The following is a 19233-nucleotide window of genomic DNA, read 5'->3' on the forward strand; positions in this document are numbered from 1 at the left end:
AGATGGGTCTTGTCTGTTATCCCAGACCAATAAGATTTTGATGTATTTGGAATTGCTCCTGTAAAACAGAGAAACTGATTTATGGATTAGTAGTTGTCGAAACTCACTGTTTTTAAAGGGTGGGGCTATTTCCGGATTGTGTTGTATTTGCTCAATCCGATAATCCAGTTGATTTAAAAATTTATCTGCTACCTGGCTATCCCAAAGTTCTGTAATGAAATTTACAGTCTCTCCCAGTGATTTTATCCCGACTGGCGTCCAAACGACTTTCATCGTTGCCTGTTTAGAAGGTCTCTTGAACTCGTATGTTCAATGCAATCTTCTTCTTTGGTTGCATCTGAAATCTCAAGAAGTTCCACGATTTCTTTGGGTAATTCACTGAGAGTTGAGCTTCGAAAATCTTCTATTTGGTCAATTACAGATTCATCTTCCAAATTTGTGATCCAGTTGATAAGCGATATTTTCTTTTGTTCAATCGTCATAACGGAAATATAAATAATATTTATTCTGACAACAATTGGCGAAAATATCAGTTTTCCAACGCCTGCTCCACATCTCCAATAATATCCTCACTATTCTCAAGCCCCACCGCAATCCGAATCAAGCCGGGAGTAATTCCCACGGCCTGGCGCTCCTCTTCGGTCAGTTTGGAATGGGTGGTTGATGCGGGATGAGTCACAATCGTTCGGGTATCGCCCAAATTGGCAGAACGCGACATCATGTTAATTTTATCGATGAATGATTTGGCTCTGTCGAATCCGCCATCGATTTCAAAGCATACCACTCCGCCGCCGCGTTTCATCTGTTTTTTGGCAAGCTCCAACTGCGGATGATCCTTATGATGCGGATACTTCACAAAATTCACATCGTTGTGATCGCCCAAAAAATTGGCCAAAGCTTCGGCATTGTCGCAGTGACGTTCCATGCGAACCGGGAGGGTTTCCAGGCTTTTGCTGAACAACCAGGCATTAAACGGGGATAGAGCCGGACCAGTATTCCGCGTAAAGAACTCGATCTCTTCCATATATTTTTCACTCCCCAAAATCACTCCGCCGATGGCACGTCCCTGTCCGTCGATAAATTTTGTGGCGGAATGCTGAACCAGGTCGGCTCCAAACTCAATCGGGCGTTGCAGGTATGGTGTTGCAAAACAGTTGTCCACAACAAAAATTAAGTTATGAGCCTTGGCTAATTTTCCAGCCCATTCAAGGTCAATCAAATCCAATCCCGGGTTGGACGGCGTTTCCAGGAAAAGCATTTTTGTATTTTCCTGAATGAGAGATTCCCACTTTTCAGGTTTGTTGACATCTCCATAGGTGTGCGTAATTCCCCACTTCGGGAGAATCTGGCTGAGAATTTGATGAGATGATCCAAACAGCGATCGCGAGGCCAGCACATGATCGCCTTGCTCCAGCAGCGCAGCCAAACAACCGAAGATCGCCGCCATTCCCGAACCCGTGGCCACACCTGCTTCTGCTCCTTCCAGCTTGCACATTTTCCTGATAAATTCATCCGTATTGGGATTGGAGTAACGGCTGTACACATTTCCCTCAACCTCTTTGGCAAACAGTGCACGGGCATGCTCGGCAGATTCGAAGGTGAAACTGGAGGTCATGTATAACGGAGTGGAATGCTCACGTTCACCGGTTGTTTCGGTTTGTGTTCGAATCGCTTCAGTTTCGAAATTTTTCTTTTTTGACATCTTTCAGGACGCAGGGTTCAGATTTTGTACAACGGGCAGCCTGCCCGTTACTGATAGATTAAAATGAGATTAATATCTAAAACAAAGATTTGGAGCCGGTCAAGCTGACCGGCGTACTAATTCCTTAGTTATTAACAACCTCAAAGCTGGTCGTAATTTTCGCAGTCTTTTCCAGTGTTTTAGAGACAGAACAGTACTTATTGACTGACAAATCTATCGCTCGTTCGGCTTTCTTTTCATCCACATTGCCTGTAAAAATATAGTGCATGTGAATCGCTTTAAATTCCGAGTAGGTACCAACTTTTTGGCGATCACCGGTCACTTCAACGGTTATATCATCCGGGTTTTGTTTCTGTTTTTTTAGAATTCCAACAATGTCGATGGTTGAGCATCCGGCAGCCGCGGCGAGTAACATCTGCATGGGGCGAAATCCGCCGTTGATCCCTCCGATATTGGCCGATCCATCCATTTGAAGGGTAGCACCGTCCTCGTTTGTTGCCTCCATGTGGACGGCATCGTTAAGTCGTTTTACTTTAATCATTTTAGAAATTTGATTGCTTAATTAATACAAGTAAGAAGATAGGGATTCTTGACTTGATGATGAAAGGAGGGGATGGATTGATTTGATTCCGAGTAAACGAAGTATCAGGTTAGTTATCCGTTTTACGGGAAGCAGAGCTTCCAACTGGCTGTGCCGAAGGGGACCTTCGGCACAAGTAACCCCGGAAAGTTTAGACTTCCCCTTCCTTGTTCCGTTCTTCTGCGGAATAGGGAAGGGGATTGAGGGGATGGGTCAGAAAAACGGGAAGCGGAGCTTTTAACTGGGCGATCCGAAGGAGGATCTTCGGATCGAGTATTAAACGAGTAGCTCAAGTGTTAAGTAGTTGTCCCACCACAGCTGCTGCCGGCTCCGGCTGTGCATCCAAAGCAATGCTGATTGGTTTTGATTTCACGATCATTGAGGCTTTCCAAATCCCAATCTTTGATGTGCTGTGGAGAACCATCCTCGGTTTTCATCTTCAGCATCTGGTTGAAATCGCAATCGTAGAGAGTTCCGTCCCAGCCGATGGAGATCGTATTTCTGCACATTACACCTTCGGCTGCAGCAGGATTGAATGATGTGACAAGTTTCTCCATATATTCATCCAAATTCCCGCTTGTGACGAGGAAATTCAGATACCGGCTGATCGGCAGGTTCGTAATTGTAAACAGATCATTAAATACTATTCCATGATCTTTCCATAAACGATCTTTGTATTGCTGTTTGAGTGATTTCTGGTCACCCGGGAGAAATGCCCCCACGGGATTGTAGACAAGATTTAATTCTAAACCGGTATCCTCTTTCCCGTATCCTATCTCATTCAGAATTTTCAGCACCTTCATCGATTTATCGTAGGTGCCTTCACCGCGCTGGGCATCGGTTCTTCTTTTGTTATAAAATGGAAGAGAGCAGGTAATCTCCACACCACGATCTGCCATAAACTGCGGCAGATCCTCAAACTTTCGTGTATCCAAAATGGTGAGATTCGAGCGGACAATAATATGTTTATCCAGTTTCGATGCCTCATCCACAAACCACCGGAAGTGGGGATTCATCTCGGGAGCTCCACCGGTCAAATCAACTGTTTCGATATCAGAATGTTTGAGAGCTTCGAGGCAGTATTCAAGCGTCTCTTTGGTCATGATCTCCTCCCGATCCGGCCCGGCATCCACATGGCAGTGTTTGCAGGTCATATTACACATGTACCCAACATTTATCTGGAAGATCTCAATACCGGTCGGTTTCAGAGGATATAACCCGATATCATTCAATTTCGATTCAAACTTTTCCAGCCGTTTTACCTTTTCAGTTTGATTGTTGATGATGTCAAGCTGGACTTCCGGATCAGCAAGAGAATGGCTTTGTGCAATAAGAGACTTCATATATTGGACTGTGCAGATTACTATTTTGGATTATAATACATGCTCAATTATGTATAGATGCGTACAGATCTTAATATCTTACATCGATAACTTTTTAACTTTGTTCATCATCTGTACGCCGTGAACGAGAGATGCACCTCCCCGGATTGCAGTGGCAACATGAACAGCTTCCATCATCTGTTCTTCCGAGCAGCCCTCTTGGAGTGTCTCATCTGTGTAGGCATCGATACAGTAGGGGCATTGGATAACGTGAGCAACAGCAAGTGCAATTAATGCTTTTTCGCGCTTCGTAAGAGCGCCTTCCTCAAAAACAGAACCATAGTACTCGAAGAATTTATCGCCTAACTCTTTTTGAAATTCAGTGACATCGCCAAATTTTTTAAGATCTTCGGGGTCGTAGTATTTCTTATCCATGTTGCTTTCTTTTTGATTTGAGTTCTGTAAATGAATACGAAATATTCACTGAATCAGATGGTAAAAATTGCCCATCAGATTCAGAATCATTCGCAGTGATGCTTAAAAGTATAAGGTAAAAATCGTTTGATTCATTCTTTGTAAAAATGAATCATAGCAAAGGCGGGCTGGAATTATATCACAAAAGGATAAAAAGAGGAGAAAATCAGGTCAGATATTTATTGATAGTTTTCTGAAGATCCCTCCACTGCAACCCAAAAAGCACGGATTTCCGGTCGGGATGACAGGGTAAGTGGTGGGTATCGGCGGCGGGCAATACGCGATGTTTTTTTCAAATACAATCTTTTATGCCCGCCGCTTCCTCAACTTTGCCGTGTCATCCCGACCAAGAGAGCGGAGCGAACGCATGGAGGGATCTCATTGATCAAAGAGATCATCTCTGCCTGCATACTACATGGATCTTGGTATTTACTCGAATGATTTAGAACATTAAAACCAATTGGGAAAGTTGAAATGTGTTCAGTATTTCAAAATCCACTATGCTTTTTCTGTCTCTTCGAGAGAGGCAATCAGTTGATCTGAAACTTCCTGGGTATTAACGAGTGTGGTTCCCGGTTCTTCATTGTAAAGATCAGCGGGTCGATACCCATCATCTAATAGTTTCAGAATGGCAGCTTCAATTCTCTTTGCAGCTGTTTCGAGCTCAAGTGAATGCCTGCACAACAGTGCCGCAGATGCAACAGCTGCCAATGGATTAGCAACACCCTGGCCGGCAATATCAGGAGCAGACCCGTGAACCGGCTCATATAATCCGTTTTCGCCCCCTAAACTTGCAGACGGCAGCATCCCAATAGATCCTGTAAGCATGGAAGCTTCATCACTTAAAATATCTCCGAAAAGATTTCCGGTTACAATTACATCAAACTGTTTTGGATTTCGGATGAGCTGCATGGCGGCATTATCCACCAGCATATGGCTTAGTTCTACATCCGGATAGTCTTCAGCAACCTCAAGCACTGCTTTTCTCCACAATCGTGAGCTTTCCAACACATTCATTTTATCTACAGAGCAGACTCTTTTACCACGAAGTTTCGCTGCTTCAAATGCAATCCTGGCTACCCGCCGAACTTCGGAACGGCTGTATTTCATGGTATCAACAGAGGTGAGGTCGCCATCAATCTCTTTCGTGAATCGAGGCTGACCAAAATAGACGCCGCCGGTCAATTCACGAACGATGAGAATATCCGTTCCTTCAATCACCTCTTTTTTGAGAGTTGATGAATTAGCCAGCGCAGAGTGGACAAAAATGGGCCGCAAATTTGCATAAACTCCCAGTTCTTTCCGGAGTTTCAATAAAGCAGCTTCCGGGCGCATGCTGGCGCTGAGGTCATCCCATTTCGGGCCGCCAACAGCACCCAGAAGCACAACTTTATGCTTTTTACAGGTTTCTAAAATTTCATCCGTTACCGGCTCACCGTGTTCATCATAGCAGGTTCCGCCAAACGGGTGTTTTGTAACATTCAGTTTGATATCGTGTTGTTCGCAAACGGTGTTTAAAACTCGCAGCGCAACTTCTGTAACTTCTGGTCCGATTCCATCTCCGGGAAGTGCAACAATACTTACTTCTTTCATGCTTTTTCTATCATTCCGTTTTGTCGGGCATACTCAAAGATTCCGCCGGCGTGAACAATGTCGGCCACGCTGCCCAAAGGTTTGATTTTATATGTCTTGTTTTGGGTATGATTGATCAGTTCATGATTCTCTTGATCAATCTCCAATTCATCTCCTGTGTGAACTTCTTTGCTGAGGTCCTTTAAGCTCTCGAAGGGGATCAAGAAGCCACCGTCAACAGAGTTTCGATAAAATATGCGTGCAAAAGATGGAGAAATGATCGCTTCAATTCCTGCAATTTCAAGAGATGCCGGTGCGTGTTCACGTGATGAACCACATCCAAAATTATCACTTGCTACAATTATTTTGAATTCACTTTCCGTTTCTTCTCCTTTGGTAAGCGGAATATTTCCCTCTGGCAATCCTGATTCTTCAAGGGGAACACCGGAGAGTGCATATTTTCCGTATAATTTTCGTTCTTCCGGATCATCCAAACTGTACACAAGATGTGCAGCCGGTATAATCTGGTCGGTATCTATATTCTTTCCCAAAACAAAGGCTTTTCCTTTGATCGGTTGCTGTGATTCGTTGCTCATTTTATTGAGTAAATATTTTTTCTGTTTATAATTAATCCCCCTTCGAAGGGGGGATGGGCAAACGCGTTGAGCGTTTGCTCTGGGGGGATGTTCAAACGTCATACAGTGAACACCCCTCCCCGCCTAAAGGCGATACTCCCCTCAAGGGGAGATTTTAGAATCTCATGTCTCAAATCTCAAGACTCACATCTATATAACTGTTTCCTGGATAAATACCCGAGGATCAGTAATCACACCTGTAACTGCTGATGCAGCAACGGTATATGGCGATGCGAGATAGACAGATGACTGTTTGGATCCCATTCGGCCGGGGTAATTCCGGTTGGTGGATGAGATACAAACTTCTGTGTCTTGAAGTCGGCCGAATGTATCAGATGGCCCGCCCAAACATGCTGCACATGAGGCGTTTCCGATCTTACAACCCGCTTCTTTGAAGATTTCAATGAGCGGAGTTCCAAACAGCGTTTCAGTTTCCAGGCCTTTAGCAATTTCTGTTGTGGCTGGAACAATGTAAGTATCAATTTTCAATTCGTTGCCGCGAATAATCTCTGCAGCAGCTTTAAAGTCAGATAATTTTCCACCGGTACAAGAACCAATATAGGCCCTGTCGAGTGGAGTGCCTTCAACCTCTTCAGCCGTTGCTTTGTTATCCGGACTGTGTGGTTTTGCAACCATCGGAACAATCTCTTCCAGGTTGTAAAAATGTTCGCTGAAATACTCCGCATCCGGATCACTGTACACACATTCGTATGGTTGATCCGTTCTGGATTTCACATACTCTTCTGTGATTTCATCCGGTTCAACAACACCATTTTTTCCACCGGCTTCAATCGCCATGTTGGTCAGGGTCATTCGGTCTTCCATGGTGAGAGCTTTGATACCCGGTCCGGCAAATTCCATCGCCCGGTAGGTGGCTCCATCTGTTCCAATATCACCGATAATTTTCAGGATAACATCTTTGGCCATCAAATAGGGCGGAAGAGATGTTCCTTCAAATACAAAACGCATCGTTTCGGGCACTTTTACCCAAAGCTTTCCGGTTCCCATAATAAATGCTGCATCCGTATTTCCGATACCGGTTGCAAACTGGCCAAAAGCTCCGGCCGTACAGGTATGAGAATCAGTTCCAAAAAGAACTTCTCCAGGCCGCGTAAAACCTTCTTCGGGAAGAGCTACGTGGCAAACACCCTTGTACCGTTCAGATCCTACATCATAGAAATAGGGCAGATCCTGGTCCGCAGCAAAAGCGCGAAGAATGTCCACATTTCGGTTAGCATATTTATCACTGGTAAAAATGTAATGGTCGGGGAGTATTACGAGTTTCTCTTTATCCCAGACCCGGGCATTTTCACCAAATTCTTTATTAAAAATTCCAATTGCCGGCGGTCCGCAGACGTCGTGGGTCATCAGGACATCAACGTCCACCCATACACTTTCGCCCGGAGAGACATGATCTCTTCCACTGTGATTGGCGATGATTTTTTCTGTAAGCGTCATTCCCATAATTCAGGAGTTGTTCTTTAGTGTTAATAATTAAAAAGTTAGAATTCCCCTTCGAAGGGGGAAGAATCAACAAAGTTGATTAGGGGGATGACTCGTAGCGTAACAGCTATGAGAACACACCCCTGATAGCTTCGCTAAACGCTACGCTATCTGTCCCCTCTCAAGAGGGGAGATTTATTACCCTTCAGCCGCTACCGACTGATCGGGTGTTTGTTTTGTATATTTTGTGTTTGCCATCAATTCAATCAGATCTTCATCACTCACCACTTTCTGTTCATCCGCCAGTTTAGTGACCATGATGTACACTTTATTCAGATCTTCTTTGCTGAGGTGATACCCAAGTTCTTCCAGTTTTTTGCCGAGGGCAAAACGGCCGGAGTGCTTTCCGATTACAATTTTATTTGAGGTTAACCCAACAGAATCAGGCGTCATAATTTCATACGTCAAGGGATTCTTCAGGACACCATGCTGATGTATTCCTGCTTCGTGCGCAAACGCATTATCACCTACAATTGCCTTGTTGGGCTGAACACCTTTGCCGGTGATCTGTGAAAGCAACTGGCTGGACGGATAGATTTCCCGCGTGTTGATTCCTGTTGTATAGTTCATGTTATTTTTACGGGTTTCAATCGCCATTACAACTTCTTCTAAAGATGCGTTACCGGCCCGCTCACCAATTCCATTGACGGTACATTCAATCTGTCGGGCTCCGTTTCGAACAGCCATCAGTGAATTTGCAACAGCTAATCCCAAATCGTTGTGGCAATGCACGCTGATGGTAGCCTGGTCGATATTCGGAATGTTATCATGCAATGTTTTGATCAGATCGGCATATTCCCAGGGAAGGCCATATCCAACTGTATCGGGTATATTAATGGTGGTGGCACCGGCTTCAATGACGGCCGTGAAAATTTCAATCAGGAATTCAGGATCGCTTCTTGATGCATCCTCTGCCGAGAATTCAATATCATCATAATATGATTTCGAAAACTTCACGGCATTAACGGCAGACTCCAGAACCTCCTCGCGGCTCAAATGAAGCTTATGCTGCAGGTGAATGTCGCTTGTTGCGATAAATGTGTGAATCCGTGGTTTTGCTGCGTGTTCGAGAGAGGAAACCGCCCGTTCTAAATCTACCTGTCGGGTTCTGCAAAGAGCAGCCACCGTACTTTTTTTGATGGTCTTTCCAATCTCTTTCACGGTTTCGTAATCACCGTCTGATGCGATTGGGAAGCCGGCCTCAATCACATCAACACCCAGCTTTTCGAGCTGTAGAGCAAGACGAAGCTTTTCGGGCTTGTTCATGCTATATCCCGGCGACTGTTCGCCGTCTCGAAGGGTTGTATCAAAGATGGTAATGTGATTGTCCATGATTTTGACTGTTCTTATGATTGTTGTTAAAACTCCCCCTTTGAAGGGGGGATGACTAAGCGCGTTTAGCGGTTAGTCTGGGGGGATGTAAATTTGGCGATCTCTGCCATCGAATCGAACACCCCTCCCGGCTATGCCGTACTCCCCTCAAGGGGAGATTCAATACTCTGTTTTCTGTTTTGGTTTACTGTTTCTGTTCATCAAAAAGTAGATAATTCCTTCTGAGAGTGCCTTCCAGCTTGCATCAATAATATTTTCGGATACCCCAACAGTACCCCAGCTTGAACCATCCTGTGCTGAATCAATGAGTACACGAACTTTAGCACCCGTTCCATCTTTTTCATTCAGTACACGAACTTTATAGTCTTGAAGCTGAACCGTGGAAATTTCGGGATAAAATTCGCAAAGTGCTTTTCGAAGAGCCGCATCCAGTGCATTCACAGGACCGTTTCCTTCGGCTGCACAAAGTTCAATCTGATCATTTACGCGAACTTTTATCGTTGCTTCAGCTCGTGATTCGCCCCGGGCATTGCGCTCCATAATCACACGGAATCCTTCCAGGTGGAAAAATTCAGGAGTTTTGTTGGTTTTTTGCTTCACTAATAATTCGAACGATGCCTCGGCTGCTTCAAACTGGTACCCCTCATTTTCAAGTCGTTTCAACTCGCTGATAATTTCGGCGCCTTCTTTTGAGGTCTTGTCAAAATCGAACCCGAGTTCATCAGATTTGTATGATATATTGCTTTTACCAGAGAGCTCAGACAACAAAACCCGACGACTGTTTCCAATCAATTCGGGTTTTACATGTTCATAGGTCTGTTCGTTTTTCATGACGGCACTGACATGGATTCCGCCTTTGTGGGCAAATGCACTCTTCCCGACGTATGGCTGTTTATTGTCGGGGATCAGGTTGGCCAACTCACTCACATATTTCGAGAGGGTTGACAAGTGTTTCATCTGTTCTTCAGGAATGCATGAGTATCCTAATTTCAACTGCAAGTTTGGAATGACGGAACAGAGGTTTGCATTTCCGCATCGTTCGCCATATCCGTTGATGGTTCCCTGTACATGCATCGCACCGGCTTCAACCGCTGCAACTGCATTGGCAACACCAAGTTCACAATCGTTGTGAGAATGAATACCGATAGGTGCGCCGATAGAATTTCGAACGTCTTCTACAATTTTGGTGATTTCGTGAGTCAGGGTTCCGCCGTTTGTATCGCACAGAACAATAACATCCGCACCGGCAGCTTCCGCCGTGCGCAACGTTTTTATTGCATACTCGCGGCTGTCTTTATATCCATCAAAAAAGTGCTCAGCATCATAAATCAACTCTTTGCCGTTGCCTTTTAAAAACTCGATGGAACCAGAGATCAACTCGAGATTTTCTTCCGGGGTGATTTTCAACGCTTCTCTTACATGAAGCAACCACGATTTTCCAAACAGAGAAACAGCGGGAGTTTCGGCCGCAATCAATGCTTTTAAGTTCGGATCTTCCTCAGGCTTGTTTCCAGCACGGCAGGTACTTCCAAAAGCCACAATTTTTGAATGTGAAAACTCGTGGGTTTTCGCCTTATCAAAGAAAGCCATGTCTTTCGGGTTGGAGCCGGGCCAGCCGCCTTCAATATAGTCGATACCAAATTCGTCGAGCCGAATGGCAATTCGAAGCTTATCCTCGGCCGAAAATGAGACTTTCTCACCCTGGGTACCGTCCCGGAGAGTTGTATCAAATATTTGGATTGACTTTGACATATATGTTTCTGTTTGAAATTTACTGCTTTAAATTCCCCCTTTGAAGGGGGAAGAATCAACAAGGTTGATTCAGGGGGATGACTCGTAGTATTGAGCTACAAACACCCCTCCCCCCGAAGTGTCGGGGGACTCCCCTCAAGGGGAGATTTTCTTTTTACTCCTCTATCCAGTCCATCATGGAGCGGAGTTCTTTTCCTACTTTTTCAATTTGATGTTCGCTGAGGTCTTTTCTCATCTTCTTGAGATTTGGAAGACCTTCTTTGTTTTCGTCGATCCATTCCTGGGCAAAATCGCCATTTTGGACTTCTTCAAGAATATTCTTCATTCGCTTTTTGGTGTCTTTATCAATTACGCGGGTTCCGCGTGAAAATCCACCATACTCAGCTGTATCACTTACTGAGTAGTACATCCCGGCGATACCGCCTTCGTACATCAGGTCTACAATCAGTTTCAATTCGTGCAGACATTCAAAATAAGCAATTTCGGGCTGATATCCGGCTTCAACCAATACTTCAAATCCGGTTGCTACCAGTTCGGATGCGCCACCGCAAAGTACAGCTTGTTCACCAAACAGGTCGGTTTCTGTTTCCTCTTTGAAGGTGGTTTCGAGAACACCGGCCCGTGTTCCGCCAATTCCTTTTGCATAAGCAAGTGCGGTATCTTTTGCAGTTCCGCTGGCATCCTGGAAAATGGCAAACAAGCACGGTACGCCTGATCCTTCAGTAAAGACTCGTCGAACGAGGTGCCCGGGTCCTTTTGGAGCCACCATAAATACATCTACATTCTCTGGAGGAACGATCTGATCAAAGTGAATATTGAATCCGTGCGCAAATAAAAGTGCATTTCCCTCTTCAAGATTGGGTTCGATGCTCTCTTCATATACTGATTTCTGAAACTGGTCAGGGATCAATATCATCACAAGATCGCCTTTGGCGGCTGCTTCTGAGGTTTCGTACACTTTTAGTCCCGCTTCCTCGGCATCATTCCAGGAAGAGCTGTCTTCACGGAGGCCCACAATTACATTTACCCCGCTTTCGTGCAGGTTCAGCGCGTGAGCATGCCCCTGGCTTCCGTAACCAATAACCGCTACGGTTTTATCATTAAGGACATCGAGGTCGGCATCTCCGTTATAATATGTTTTCACTTTCATTGAATCGATTCTTGTTTGGTTCGTTATGTTTATTTAAAAATTTGTTTGAAACCTCCCCTCTTGAGAGGGGAAAAGTCAGACTGCGTTTAGCAGTATGACGAGGGGTGTGTTCACTCGGTATTGAGCATCTGACCCACCCCCAACCCCTCCCTATCCCGACCAAAAAGCGGTCGGCACAAGGAGGGGAGGATCATTAATTAAAACTCACAGTTCCCTGGAATTCTCGTTTCAGGGCTACGCTTCCGGTTCGCGACATTTCAGTGATTCCATATGGTTTCAATACCTGGATAATCGCATCTACTTTGTCGGTATTTCCGGTCACTTCAAGTGCCAGCTTATCATTCGTGATATCGATCACTTTGGCCTCGAAAGCCTGGGCAATCAGCATGATTTCAGATCGTCCGGCTTTTGCGGTTGACACTTTTATAATTGCCAGTTCGCGTTCGATACATTTTTTATGTGTTAAATCGGTCACCTTCCGTACATCAATCACATTGTGAAGATGTTTGTTGATCTGTTCTACGGTCTTTTCATCGCCATATGTGGTGATGGTAATTCGTGCCATTCCGGGTTCAGCCTCCGATGCAAATGTAACACTGTCCAGTTCAAACCCTTTTCCGCTGAAAATCCCGATTATACGGGAGAATGTATTCAAATTGTGCTTTACCAATACGGTAAGCGTGTGCCTGGAATCTTTTTTCAAAACTGTAGTTGTTGCCATTATTTTTTCACGTCTTCATCACGTTCAACCATTTCATCGAGAGCTGCACCGGAGGGTACCATCGGGTAGCAGTTTTCCGTTTTTACGACTCGAAAGTCCATAAGTACCGGGCCGTCTTTAATTTGCATCGCTTTCTCAAGTACTTCATTCATTTCCTTCGGATTGGATGCACGCATTGCTGTTGCTCCGTAGGCTTCAGCCAGTTTCACAAAATCAGGATTATTACTTCCAAATACAGAATAACTGGTTCGGTTATCATAAAAGAGTTGCTGCCACTGGCGAACCATGCCGAGACATTCATTATTCATCAGGGCAATCTTTACCGGAATCTTGTATTCCACAGCGGTTGCCAATTCACAAGAGAGCATCTGGAATCCGCCATCGCCCGTAATACATACCACATCGCGATCGGGACAAGCCATTGCGGCTCCCATTGCTGCGGGAAATCCGTATCCCATTGTTCCGAGTCCGCCGGATGAGATCCACGACCGAGGATTGTTAAACGTATAATGCTGAGCTGCCCACATCTGGTGCTGACCCACATCGGTCACCACAATCGCATCTCCATTCGTTGCATCAGAGATCGCTTTAATCATATGCTGCGGGTAGATCGCATCGTCAGATTTCGGCACCTTCAACGGATGCTCTTTTTTCCAATCGTTAATGGTATCCCACCAGGCATCTATTTTTGGCTTTTTAGCCAGTTTACCGATAGCGGGAAGTACATTCTTCACATCTCCCACAATCGGAACTTCACATTCCACATTTTTGCCGATGCAGGAGGGATCGATATCAATATGTATTTTTCGGGATTTCTGAGAGAATCCGTTTAAACGGCCGGTCACGCGATCATCAAACCGGGCTCCAACGGCAAGCAATACATCACATTCGGTAATTGCCATATTGGCATACCAGGTTCCGTGCATTCCCAGCATTCCCACCGATTGCGGTTTGCTTTCGGGAAATGCACCGAGTCCCATCAAAGTAGTTGTGATCGGGATGTTCAATTTCTCGGCAAATTCGGTTACCTCTTCCCACGCATTGCCCAAAATGGCACCGCCGCCCACATACATCAAGGGCCGTTCCGCTTTACTGATCATCTCGGCCGCTTTTGCAATCTGAGGCTGATGCCCGTGAAGGGTGGGTTTGAAACTCGGTATATCTACTTTCTTCATTCCTGAGTACCGGGCCGCCGTGTTCAGCATATCTTTAGGAAGATCAACCAAAACCGGTCCCGGCCGTCCGTTTGTTGCAATATGAAATGCTTCGCGAACTACATTTTCAAGTTCATTAACATCACGAACCAGGTAATTCTGCTTGGTGATGGGCCGTGTAATTCCCACGATATCCGCTTCCTGGAAAGCATCGTTGCCAATCACACTTGTTGGAACCTGACCTGTTAAAACAACCAGCGGAATGGAATCCATCATGGCTGTGGCGATTCCGGTTACCGTATTGGTTCCGCCCGGTCCTGATGTTACCAGCACAACCCCTGGTTTTCCTGTAGCCCGGGAGTAGCCGTCGGCCGCATGAGCGCCTGCCTGTTCGTGCCGAATCAGAACGTGGTCCAGGTCGTGCTCATCAAAAAGCACATCATAGATTGGAAGGTTGGCCCCGCCGGGATAACCAAAGATGGTATCCACGTCAAGATCTGCTAATGTTTTGATGAGGATCTCGGCTCCGTTGAACTTTGGAGCAGAATCTTCCTCTTCAGAATGCTTAATAGACTGGAGGGGTTTTTTCTGTTGAAGTTTATTTGCCGGTGAACTTGATTCGGATGGTTTCATATTGTCTCGCGGATATATATTGCCCGCCAGAGGTCAAAGTTTTGTAAAATCATATTCGCTTCTAACCTCTGGTAGGTGTGATTAACTAATAATTAGAATTAGGTTTAGAATGCCAGAAATTAGAATAGATAGGACTAACAGCGGAATAAGATTGCTGGTAATTCTATCAAAAGAGAGAGAAAGAGTAGATGCTGAAGCTTGTATATTACTGATAGAGATCGCGATAAATACAGCAATCACGTTCAATAAAGAAGCTGTGCCAATCCCGGTAGCCGGGTAGTGCGGAAAATTTTTAGAAAAAGTATGTGTGATTGCGGTAGACAATTTGTAATCTGTTATTTCAACATCGCATTCAAAAACATAGACAAAGGCATGAATGGAAGCAAGAAATTTTTATAGTTTGTTTAGACAATTTTATTATTCAAAGATTGATTTTATCAAAAGCGCTTCCAGTAAAATTGTTTTGGATGTCTAACATATTGAATTTCAATAACTAAGAACCTTTTTAAATTTATGACGAAACTCAACAAATACAGCTCCAGATTAACCGAAGAACAGTCTCAGGTCGGCTCAAAAGCGATGCTTTATGCCACCGGGTTGAGCGAGGAAGACATGAAAAAGGCTCAGGTCGGAATCGCAAGTACCGGCTGGGACGGCAATCCATGCAACATGCATTTGAACGGTTTGGCCTCTGTGATTAAAGAAAATGTGTGGGAAAACGACCTGGTTGGTTTCGTGTTTCATTCCATTGGAGTGAGTGACGGAATCTCCATGGGAACCCAGGGGATGAAATTTTCATTGCCATCGCGGGATATTATTGCGGATTCCATTGAAACGGTGATGAATGCCCAGTGGTATGATGCCAATATCTCTGTTGTGGGGTGTGATAAAAACATGCCCGGCTCCATCATGGCGATGGCTCGCGTAAATCGTCCCTCTATTATGGTGTACGGCGGAACGATCCGTCCCGGAAATCTGAATGGAGAGAAACTGGATATTGTCTCAGCGTTTGAATCTTACGGACAACTGCTTTCAAATGAGATTGATGAAGATCAGATGCACCAGGTATTGAAGCACGCTTGTCCCGGAGCGGGAGCCTGCGGCGGAATGTACACGGCCAATACGATGGCCTCCGCAATTGAGACAATGGGGATGAGCCTCCCGTTTAGTTCATCCATCCCGGCCACACACCAGGAGAAGATCAACGAATGTAAACGCGCGGGTAAGGCGATCCGAACTCTGCTCGAAAAAGACCTGAAACCGCTCGATATCATCAATACAAAATCGATTGAAAATGCAGTGACCATGATTATTGCACTGGGCGGATCAACCAATGCGGTGATGCATATGCTGGCAATTGCCCGCGCAGCCAAGGTTGATTTTACAATTGACGATTTCCAAAAAGTCAGTGACCGTACTCCTTTCCTGGCTGATCTGAAACCAAGTGGAAAATATGTAATGGAAGACCTCTATAATGTGGGGGGTGTTCCCGCGGTTCAAAAACTTCTGTTTGAGGAGGGATTGTTGCATGAAGGATGCATGACCGTGACCGGCAAAACACTCGAAGAAAATGTAGCCGATCTGCCCGGATTGCTGGAAGAGCAAAACGTGATTCAGCCGGTCTCCGATCCTGTGAAGAAAACGGGCCACCTTCAGATTCTCTACGGAAATCTCTCGCCCGAAGGAAGCGTGGCGAAGATCACCGGGAAGGAGGGAACCACATTTAAAGGAACCGCCCGGGTGTTTGAATCCGAAGAGGATGCCCTCCAGGGAATTCGAGGCGGCGAAGTGAAAAAGGGCGATGTTGTTGTGATTCGATACGAAGGTCCCAAAGGCGGACCCGGCATGCGCGAAATGCTCTCCATCACCGCGGCCATTATGGGAGCCGGCCTTGGCAAAGAGGTGGCCCTGATTACCGACGGGCGCTTCTCCGGCGGAACCCACGGCTTTGTGATTGGGCACATCACACCCGAAGCGCAACTCGGCGGAACGATCGGACTTCTTCAAAACGACGATATCATAGAAATAGATGCCGACGAACGCACGCTGAATGTCAAGCTCTCGGATGAAGAACTTGAACAACGCCGTAAAAACTGGACCGCACCCGAACTGAAAGTACAAAGCGGTTCCCTCTATAAATATGCCAAACTGGTTTCGACCGCGTCTGAGGGATGTGTTACCGATTTGTAGAATTGTTGATTGATGAATGGGGAATGTTGAATAATGAATTGTCATTGCGAACGAATCGAACGGAGTGAGAGTAGTGTGGCAATCCCCAAGCGTTTTTTGGACCCATCCCCTCAGTCCCCTTCCCTATGCTCCGGAAAAACACCGGATCACAAGGAAGGGTAGGTTTTTTACTCGTACCGAAGCTCCTGCTTCGGTACGCATCATGTGAAGCTCCGCTTCCAGTACCCTCTACAACAAAAAGGCATACTTGAGCGGATCTTAAATTCATCCCACGTTCCCTACCCTATACTCGTGACTGCCATCTCCGTATTCTTGGCGAGAATTATTTTCCCGAGCTGGGGTACGAGGTATTCGCATCAGCGATCATCTGCCGGTAATAGCGCGTTTTTTAACCAGTGACAGACAGGAAAGACCGGACTAAAATGCACGATATACCTGATTGCTTTGTTGAAACAGAAACCATCAATAAAACCTGACCGGATCAAGATGACAAAGGAAAGTTTTGAAGACAGAATTGTATCAACCTATTTCGACCGAATTGACCGAAGAATCACCAACTGGATGGCACGTACGGGAATTACAGTTCTTCGGATTGGGCTCGGAATTATATTTATTTGGTTTGGAGTATTGAAATTTTTCCCGGGTCTGAGCCCAGCTGAAGAACTTGTCCGAAATACCGTTTACTTTGTCTCTCCTGACCTTTTTATACCGGTCTTGGCAACGTGGGAAACCCTGATTGGACTCGGCCTGATCTCCGGAAAGTTTATGAGGCTGACATTACTTTTATTGTTTCTCCAGATGACCGGGATACTGCACTGGCCCACATGTGTTAGTGCTGATCCTGATGGTGATGTTGGACGACTTCCGGCTGTTCGGCGGCTGACGATCTCGATAGACGGCGAACGATATGATCAAACAATCTTGTACTGAATCCAGAAGCAACGGATATCGGTACTCGCCGACGGCGAGTGGTTCGTAGCCGGTTAACAGATGATGACCCTTCGATGTAGGGGTTATACTTTTTAACCAAGGCTCCTGCTTCGATACGCACCATGGGAAACTGCTAGCGTCATCACGGACGAATACTCTCTCCAAGACGGAAATCTATTTCCGAGACATAAAGATGAACAACTAAATAGCCACTGGAAATATATACACCTTTTGTATCTCTCTGCGTCCCTTAGCGTTCACTGCGGTTCAATCAAACCGCTGAGTGCGCAGAGAGTCGCAGAGGGATTATTTTTGGACTCATCCCAATTCCGCAAAAAATGGAACAAGGAAGGGGAGCTATTGAAAGTCCCTCCTTGTCCCGACGGGTTTTTGTCGGGATAGGGAGGGATTTAGGGTGGGTCCGACTGGAAATAAGCTCCACATTTTTATACAATCCCATAACCAACTCCAACAAACCCGATGTCTGCCATGAAAAAAACTATTCTTTCTGTTTTATTTGCCACGATGTTCATTTCAACCATTCACGCACAGGAGATGCAGGAATGTTTCCCGGAGGATCTATTGCCGGATCATATTACCCAGCTCACCGATTTTGGACAGCGGAGTGAGTGGTCGCACGACGGGGAGCGGGTCTTTTTTGTGGACAAGGCCGGCGGCGAGGTGTTTATGGTGAATGTGAACACGAAAGAGACCACCCAAATTACCGACGAAAATTCCCGCCCCGAGGGACACGGCTATTACCGAGTATTCGAACTTTGGAACGGCGATCTGCTTCTGGGCCACGGACCGGAACGTCATGTGCTGTATTTCCAGATTTTAGATGAAAGCCTCGAATTCCCCGCCCAAACCATTGAAGGCGAGAACTTTGATGAAGGCCCGGCCGTCTCGCGAACCACCAACAAGATTGCATGGACGCTCCCCGAACAGGAGGAGATCTATTTTGGCGAGATTGTGTATGATGAAAACGGTCAGCCCGATATTGCCAACAAGCAACTGCTGGTGGACAACAGCAAGGTGGTGGATACGGACGGAAACAGGTACGAAGAGATCCTCGAGTCGCAGGATTGGGCGCCGGGCGAGGAGAATGTGTTGGTCTGGAACCAGTATCACCGGAACGAGCACGGTTTTCGCGCCGATATTATGAGCATTGACCTGGAGACCCGTACCATTGTAAACCACACCAAGACAGACCATCTCTACCACGAGGCGGAGGGAATTTTTCCCGACACAGAGACCACCTACACACTGGTAGAATCCGACCAGCACAACCCCACCAGCGGCACCGGCACGATTGACCTCTACAAACTGGAAATTGACCGTGACGCCGCCATAAATACCGACTCTTATGATCTGGATGACTACATGGAACGCCTCACCTTCTTCAGCGACACCGAAGGCTTCCGCTCCAGCAATGGCGTCATCAGCGATAACGGCAATTGGATGGTGTTCCAGGGATCGATTTCAGGAAGTGATGCCGGCGTTGGCTGTGGGCTTTACCTCTATGACTTACGACATGAATAAAGAATAACGATCAAATTAATCTGAATTTTAGCTTTCATAGC

The 19233-nt window shown here is 45.8% G+C and carries 16 protein-coding genes; 3 read left to right on the forward strand and 13 right to left on the reverse strand.

Features of this window, described 5'->3' with window-relative positions; all coding sequences use genetic code 11:
- Positions 1-269: 269 nt before the first annotated feature.
- The 13 genes from U5K72_05220 to ilvB form a co-directional block, all read right to left on the reverse strand.
- On the reverse strand, positions 270-482 hold the full coding sequence (locus U5K72_05220; protein ID MDZ7718204.1) for a hypothetical protein: 213 nt from the start codon (positions 480-482) through the stop codon (positions 270-272).
- A gap of 47 nt (positions 483-529) precedes the next feature.
- Positions 530-1702 (reverse strand): aminotransferase class I/II-fold pyridoxal phosphate-dependent enzyme, encoded by a 1173-nt coding sequence (locus U5K72_05225; protein ID MDZ7718205.1) that lies wholly within the window; start codon positions 1700-1702, stop codon positions 530-532.
- Between the two features lie 124 nt (positions 1703-1826).
- Positions 1827-2243 carry an OsmC family protein gene (locus U5K72_05230; protein MDZ7718206.1) on the reverse strand — a complete coding sequence of 139 codons (417 nt, stop codon included), beginning with the start codon at positions 2241-2243 and terminating at the stop codon, positions 1827-1829.
- A gap of 335 nt (positions 2244-2578) precedes the next feature.
- Entirely contained in the window at positions 2579-3625 is a 1047-nt protein-coding gene (gene arsS, locus U5K72_05235) for an arsenosugar biosynthesis radical SAM (seleno)protein ArsS (GenBank protein MDZ7718207.1), read from the reverse strand.
- 78 nt (positions 3626-3703) lie between these two features.
- Positions 3704-4039: an arsenosugar biosynthesis-associated peroxidase-like protein gene (locus U5K72_05240; protein ID MDZ7718208.1), complete on the reverse strand. Its 336-nt coding sequence runs from the start codon at positions 4037-4039 to the stop codon at positions 3704-3706.
- Between the two features lie 537 nt (positions 4040-4576).
- Positions 4577-5671: a 3-isopropylmalate dehydrogenase gene (leuB, locus tag U5K72_05245; GenBank protein ID MDZ7718209.1), complete on the reverse strand. Its 1095-nt coding sequence runs from the start codon at positions 5669-5671 to the stop codon at positions 4577-4579.
- Positions 5668-6246 carry a hypothetical protein gene (locus U5K72_05250; GenBank protein ID MDZ7718210.1) on the reverse strand — a complete coding sequence of 193 codons (579 nt, stop codon included), beginning with the start codon at positions 6244-6246 and terminating at the stop codon, positions 5668-5670. The genes leuB and U5K72_05250 overlap by 4 nt, the downstream gene beginning before the upstream one ends.
- Before the next feature lie 189 nt (positions 6247-6435).
- Complete coding sequence (locus tag U5K72_05255) at positions 6436-7743, reverse strand: 3-isopropylmalate dehydratase large subunit (protein MDZ7718211.1); 1308 nt, start codon at positions 7741-7743, stop codon at positions 6436-6438.
- Positions 7744-7926: 183 nt separating this feature from the next.
- A complete protein-coding gene (locus U5K72_05260; GenBank protein ID MDZ7718212.1) occupies positions 7927-9120 on the reverse strand; it encodes a 2-isopropylmalate synthase in 1194 nt (397 codons plus the stop codon).
- Between the two features lie 159 nt (positions 9121-9279).
- Complete coding sequence (cimA, locus tag U5K72_05265; protein ID MDZ7718213.1) at positions 9280-10872, reverse strand: citramalate synthase; 1593 nt, start codon at positions 10870-10872, stop codon at positions 9280-9282.
- Between the two features lie 154 nt (positions 10873-11026).
- Positions 11027-12022, reverse strand: coding sequence for a ketol-acid reductoisomerase (gene ilvC / locus U5K72_05270; protein ID MDZ7718214.1), 996 nt, complete (start codon positions 12020-12022; stop codon positions 11027-11029).
- 193 nt (positions 12023-12215) lie between these two features.
- Positions 12216-12743 (reverse strand): acetolactate synthase small subunit, encoded by a 528-nt coding sequence (gene ilvN, locus U5K72_05275; GenBank protein MDZ7718215.1) that lies wholly within the window; start codon positions 12741-12743, stop codon positions 12216-12218.
- Entirely contained in the window at positions 12743-14530 is a 1788-nt protein-coding gene (gene ilvB / locus U5K72_05280; GenBank protein MDZ7718216.1) for a biosynthetic-type acetolactate synthase large subunit, read from the reverse strand. Before ilvB ends, ilvN begins: the two co-directional genes overlap by 1 nt.
- 513 nt (positions 14531-15043) lie before the next feature.
- Here ilvB and ilvD point away from each other — a divergent pair.
- The 3 genes from ilvD to U5K72_05295 all read left to right on the forward strand — a co-directional run bounded on the left by ilvD (position 15044) and on the right by U5K72_05295 (position 19192).
- Positions 15044-16720: a dihydroxy-acid dehydratase gene (gene ilvD, locus U5K72_05285; GenBank protein MDZ7718217.1), complete on the forward strand. Its 1677-nt coding sequence runs from the start codon at positions 15044-15046 to the stop codon at positions 16718-16720.
- Positions 16721-17206: 486 nt separating this feature from the next.
- A complete protein-coding gene (locus U5K72_05290) occupies positions 17207-17650 on the forward strand; it encodes a DoxX family protein (protein ID MDZ7718218.1) in 444 nt (147 codons plus the stop codon).
- Between the two features lie 489 nt (positions 17651-18139).
- Positions 18140-19192 (forward strand): hypothetical protein, encoded by a 1053-nt coding sequence (locus tag U5K72_05295; GenBank protein MDZ7718219.1) that lies wholly within the window; start codon positions 18140-18142, stop codon positions 19190-19192.
- Positions 19193-19233: the final 41 nt, after the last annotated feature.

The organism is Balneolaceae bacterium, from assembly GCA_034521495.1.
In the GTDB taxonomy this organism is placed as follows: domain Bacteria; phylum Bacteroidota; class Rhodothermia; order Balneolales; family Balneolaceae; genus Rhodohalobacter.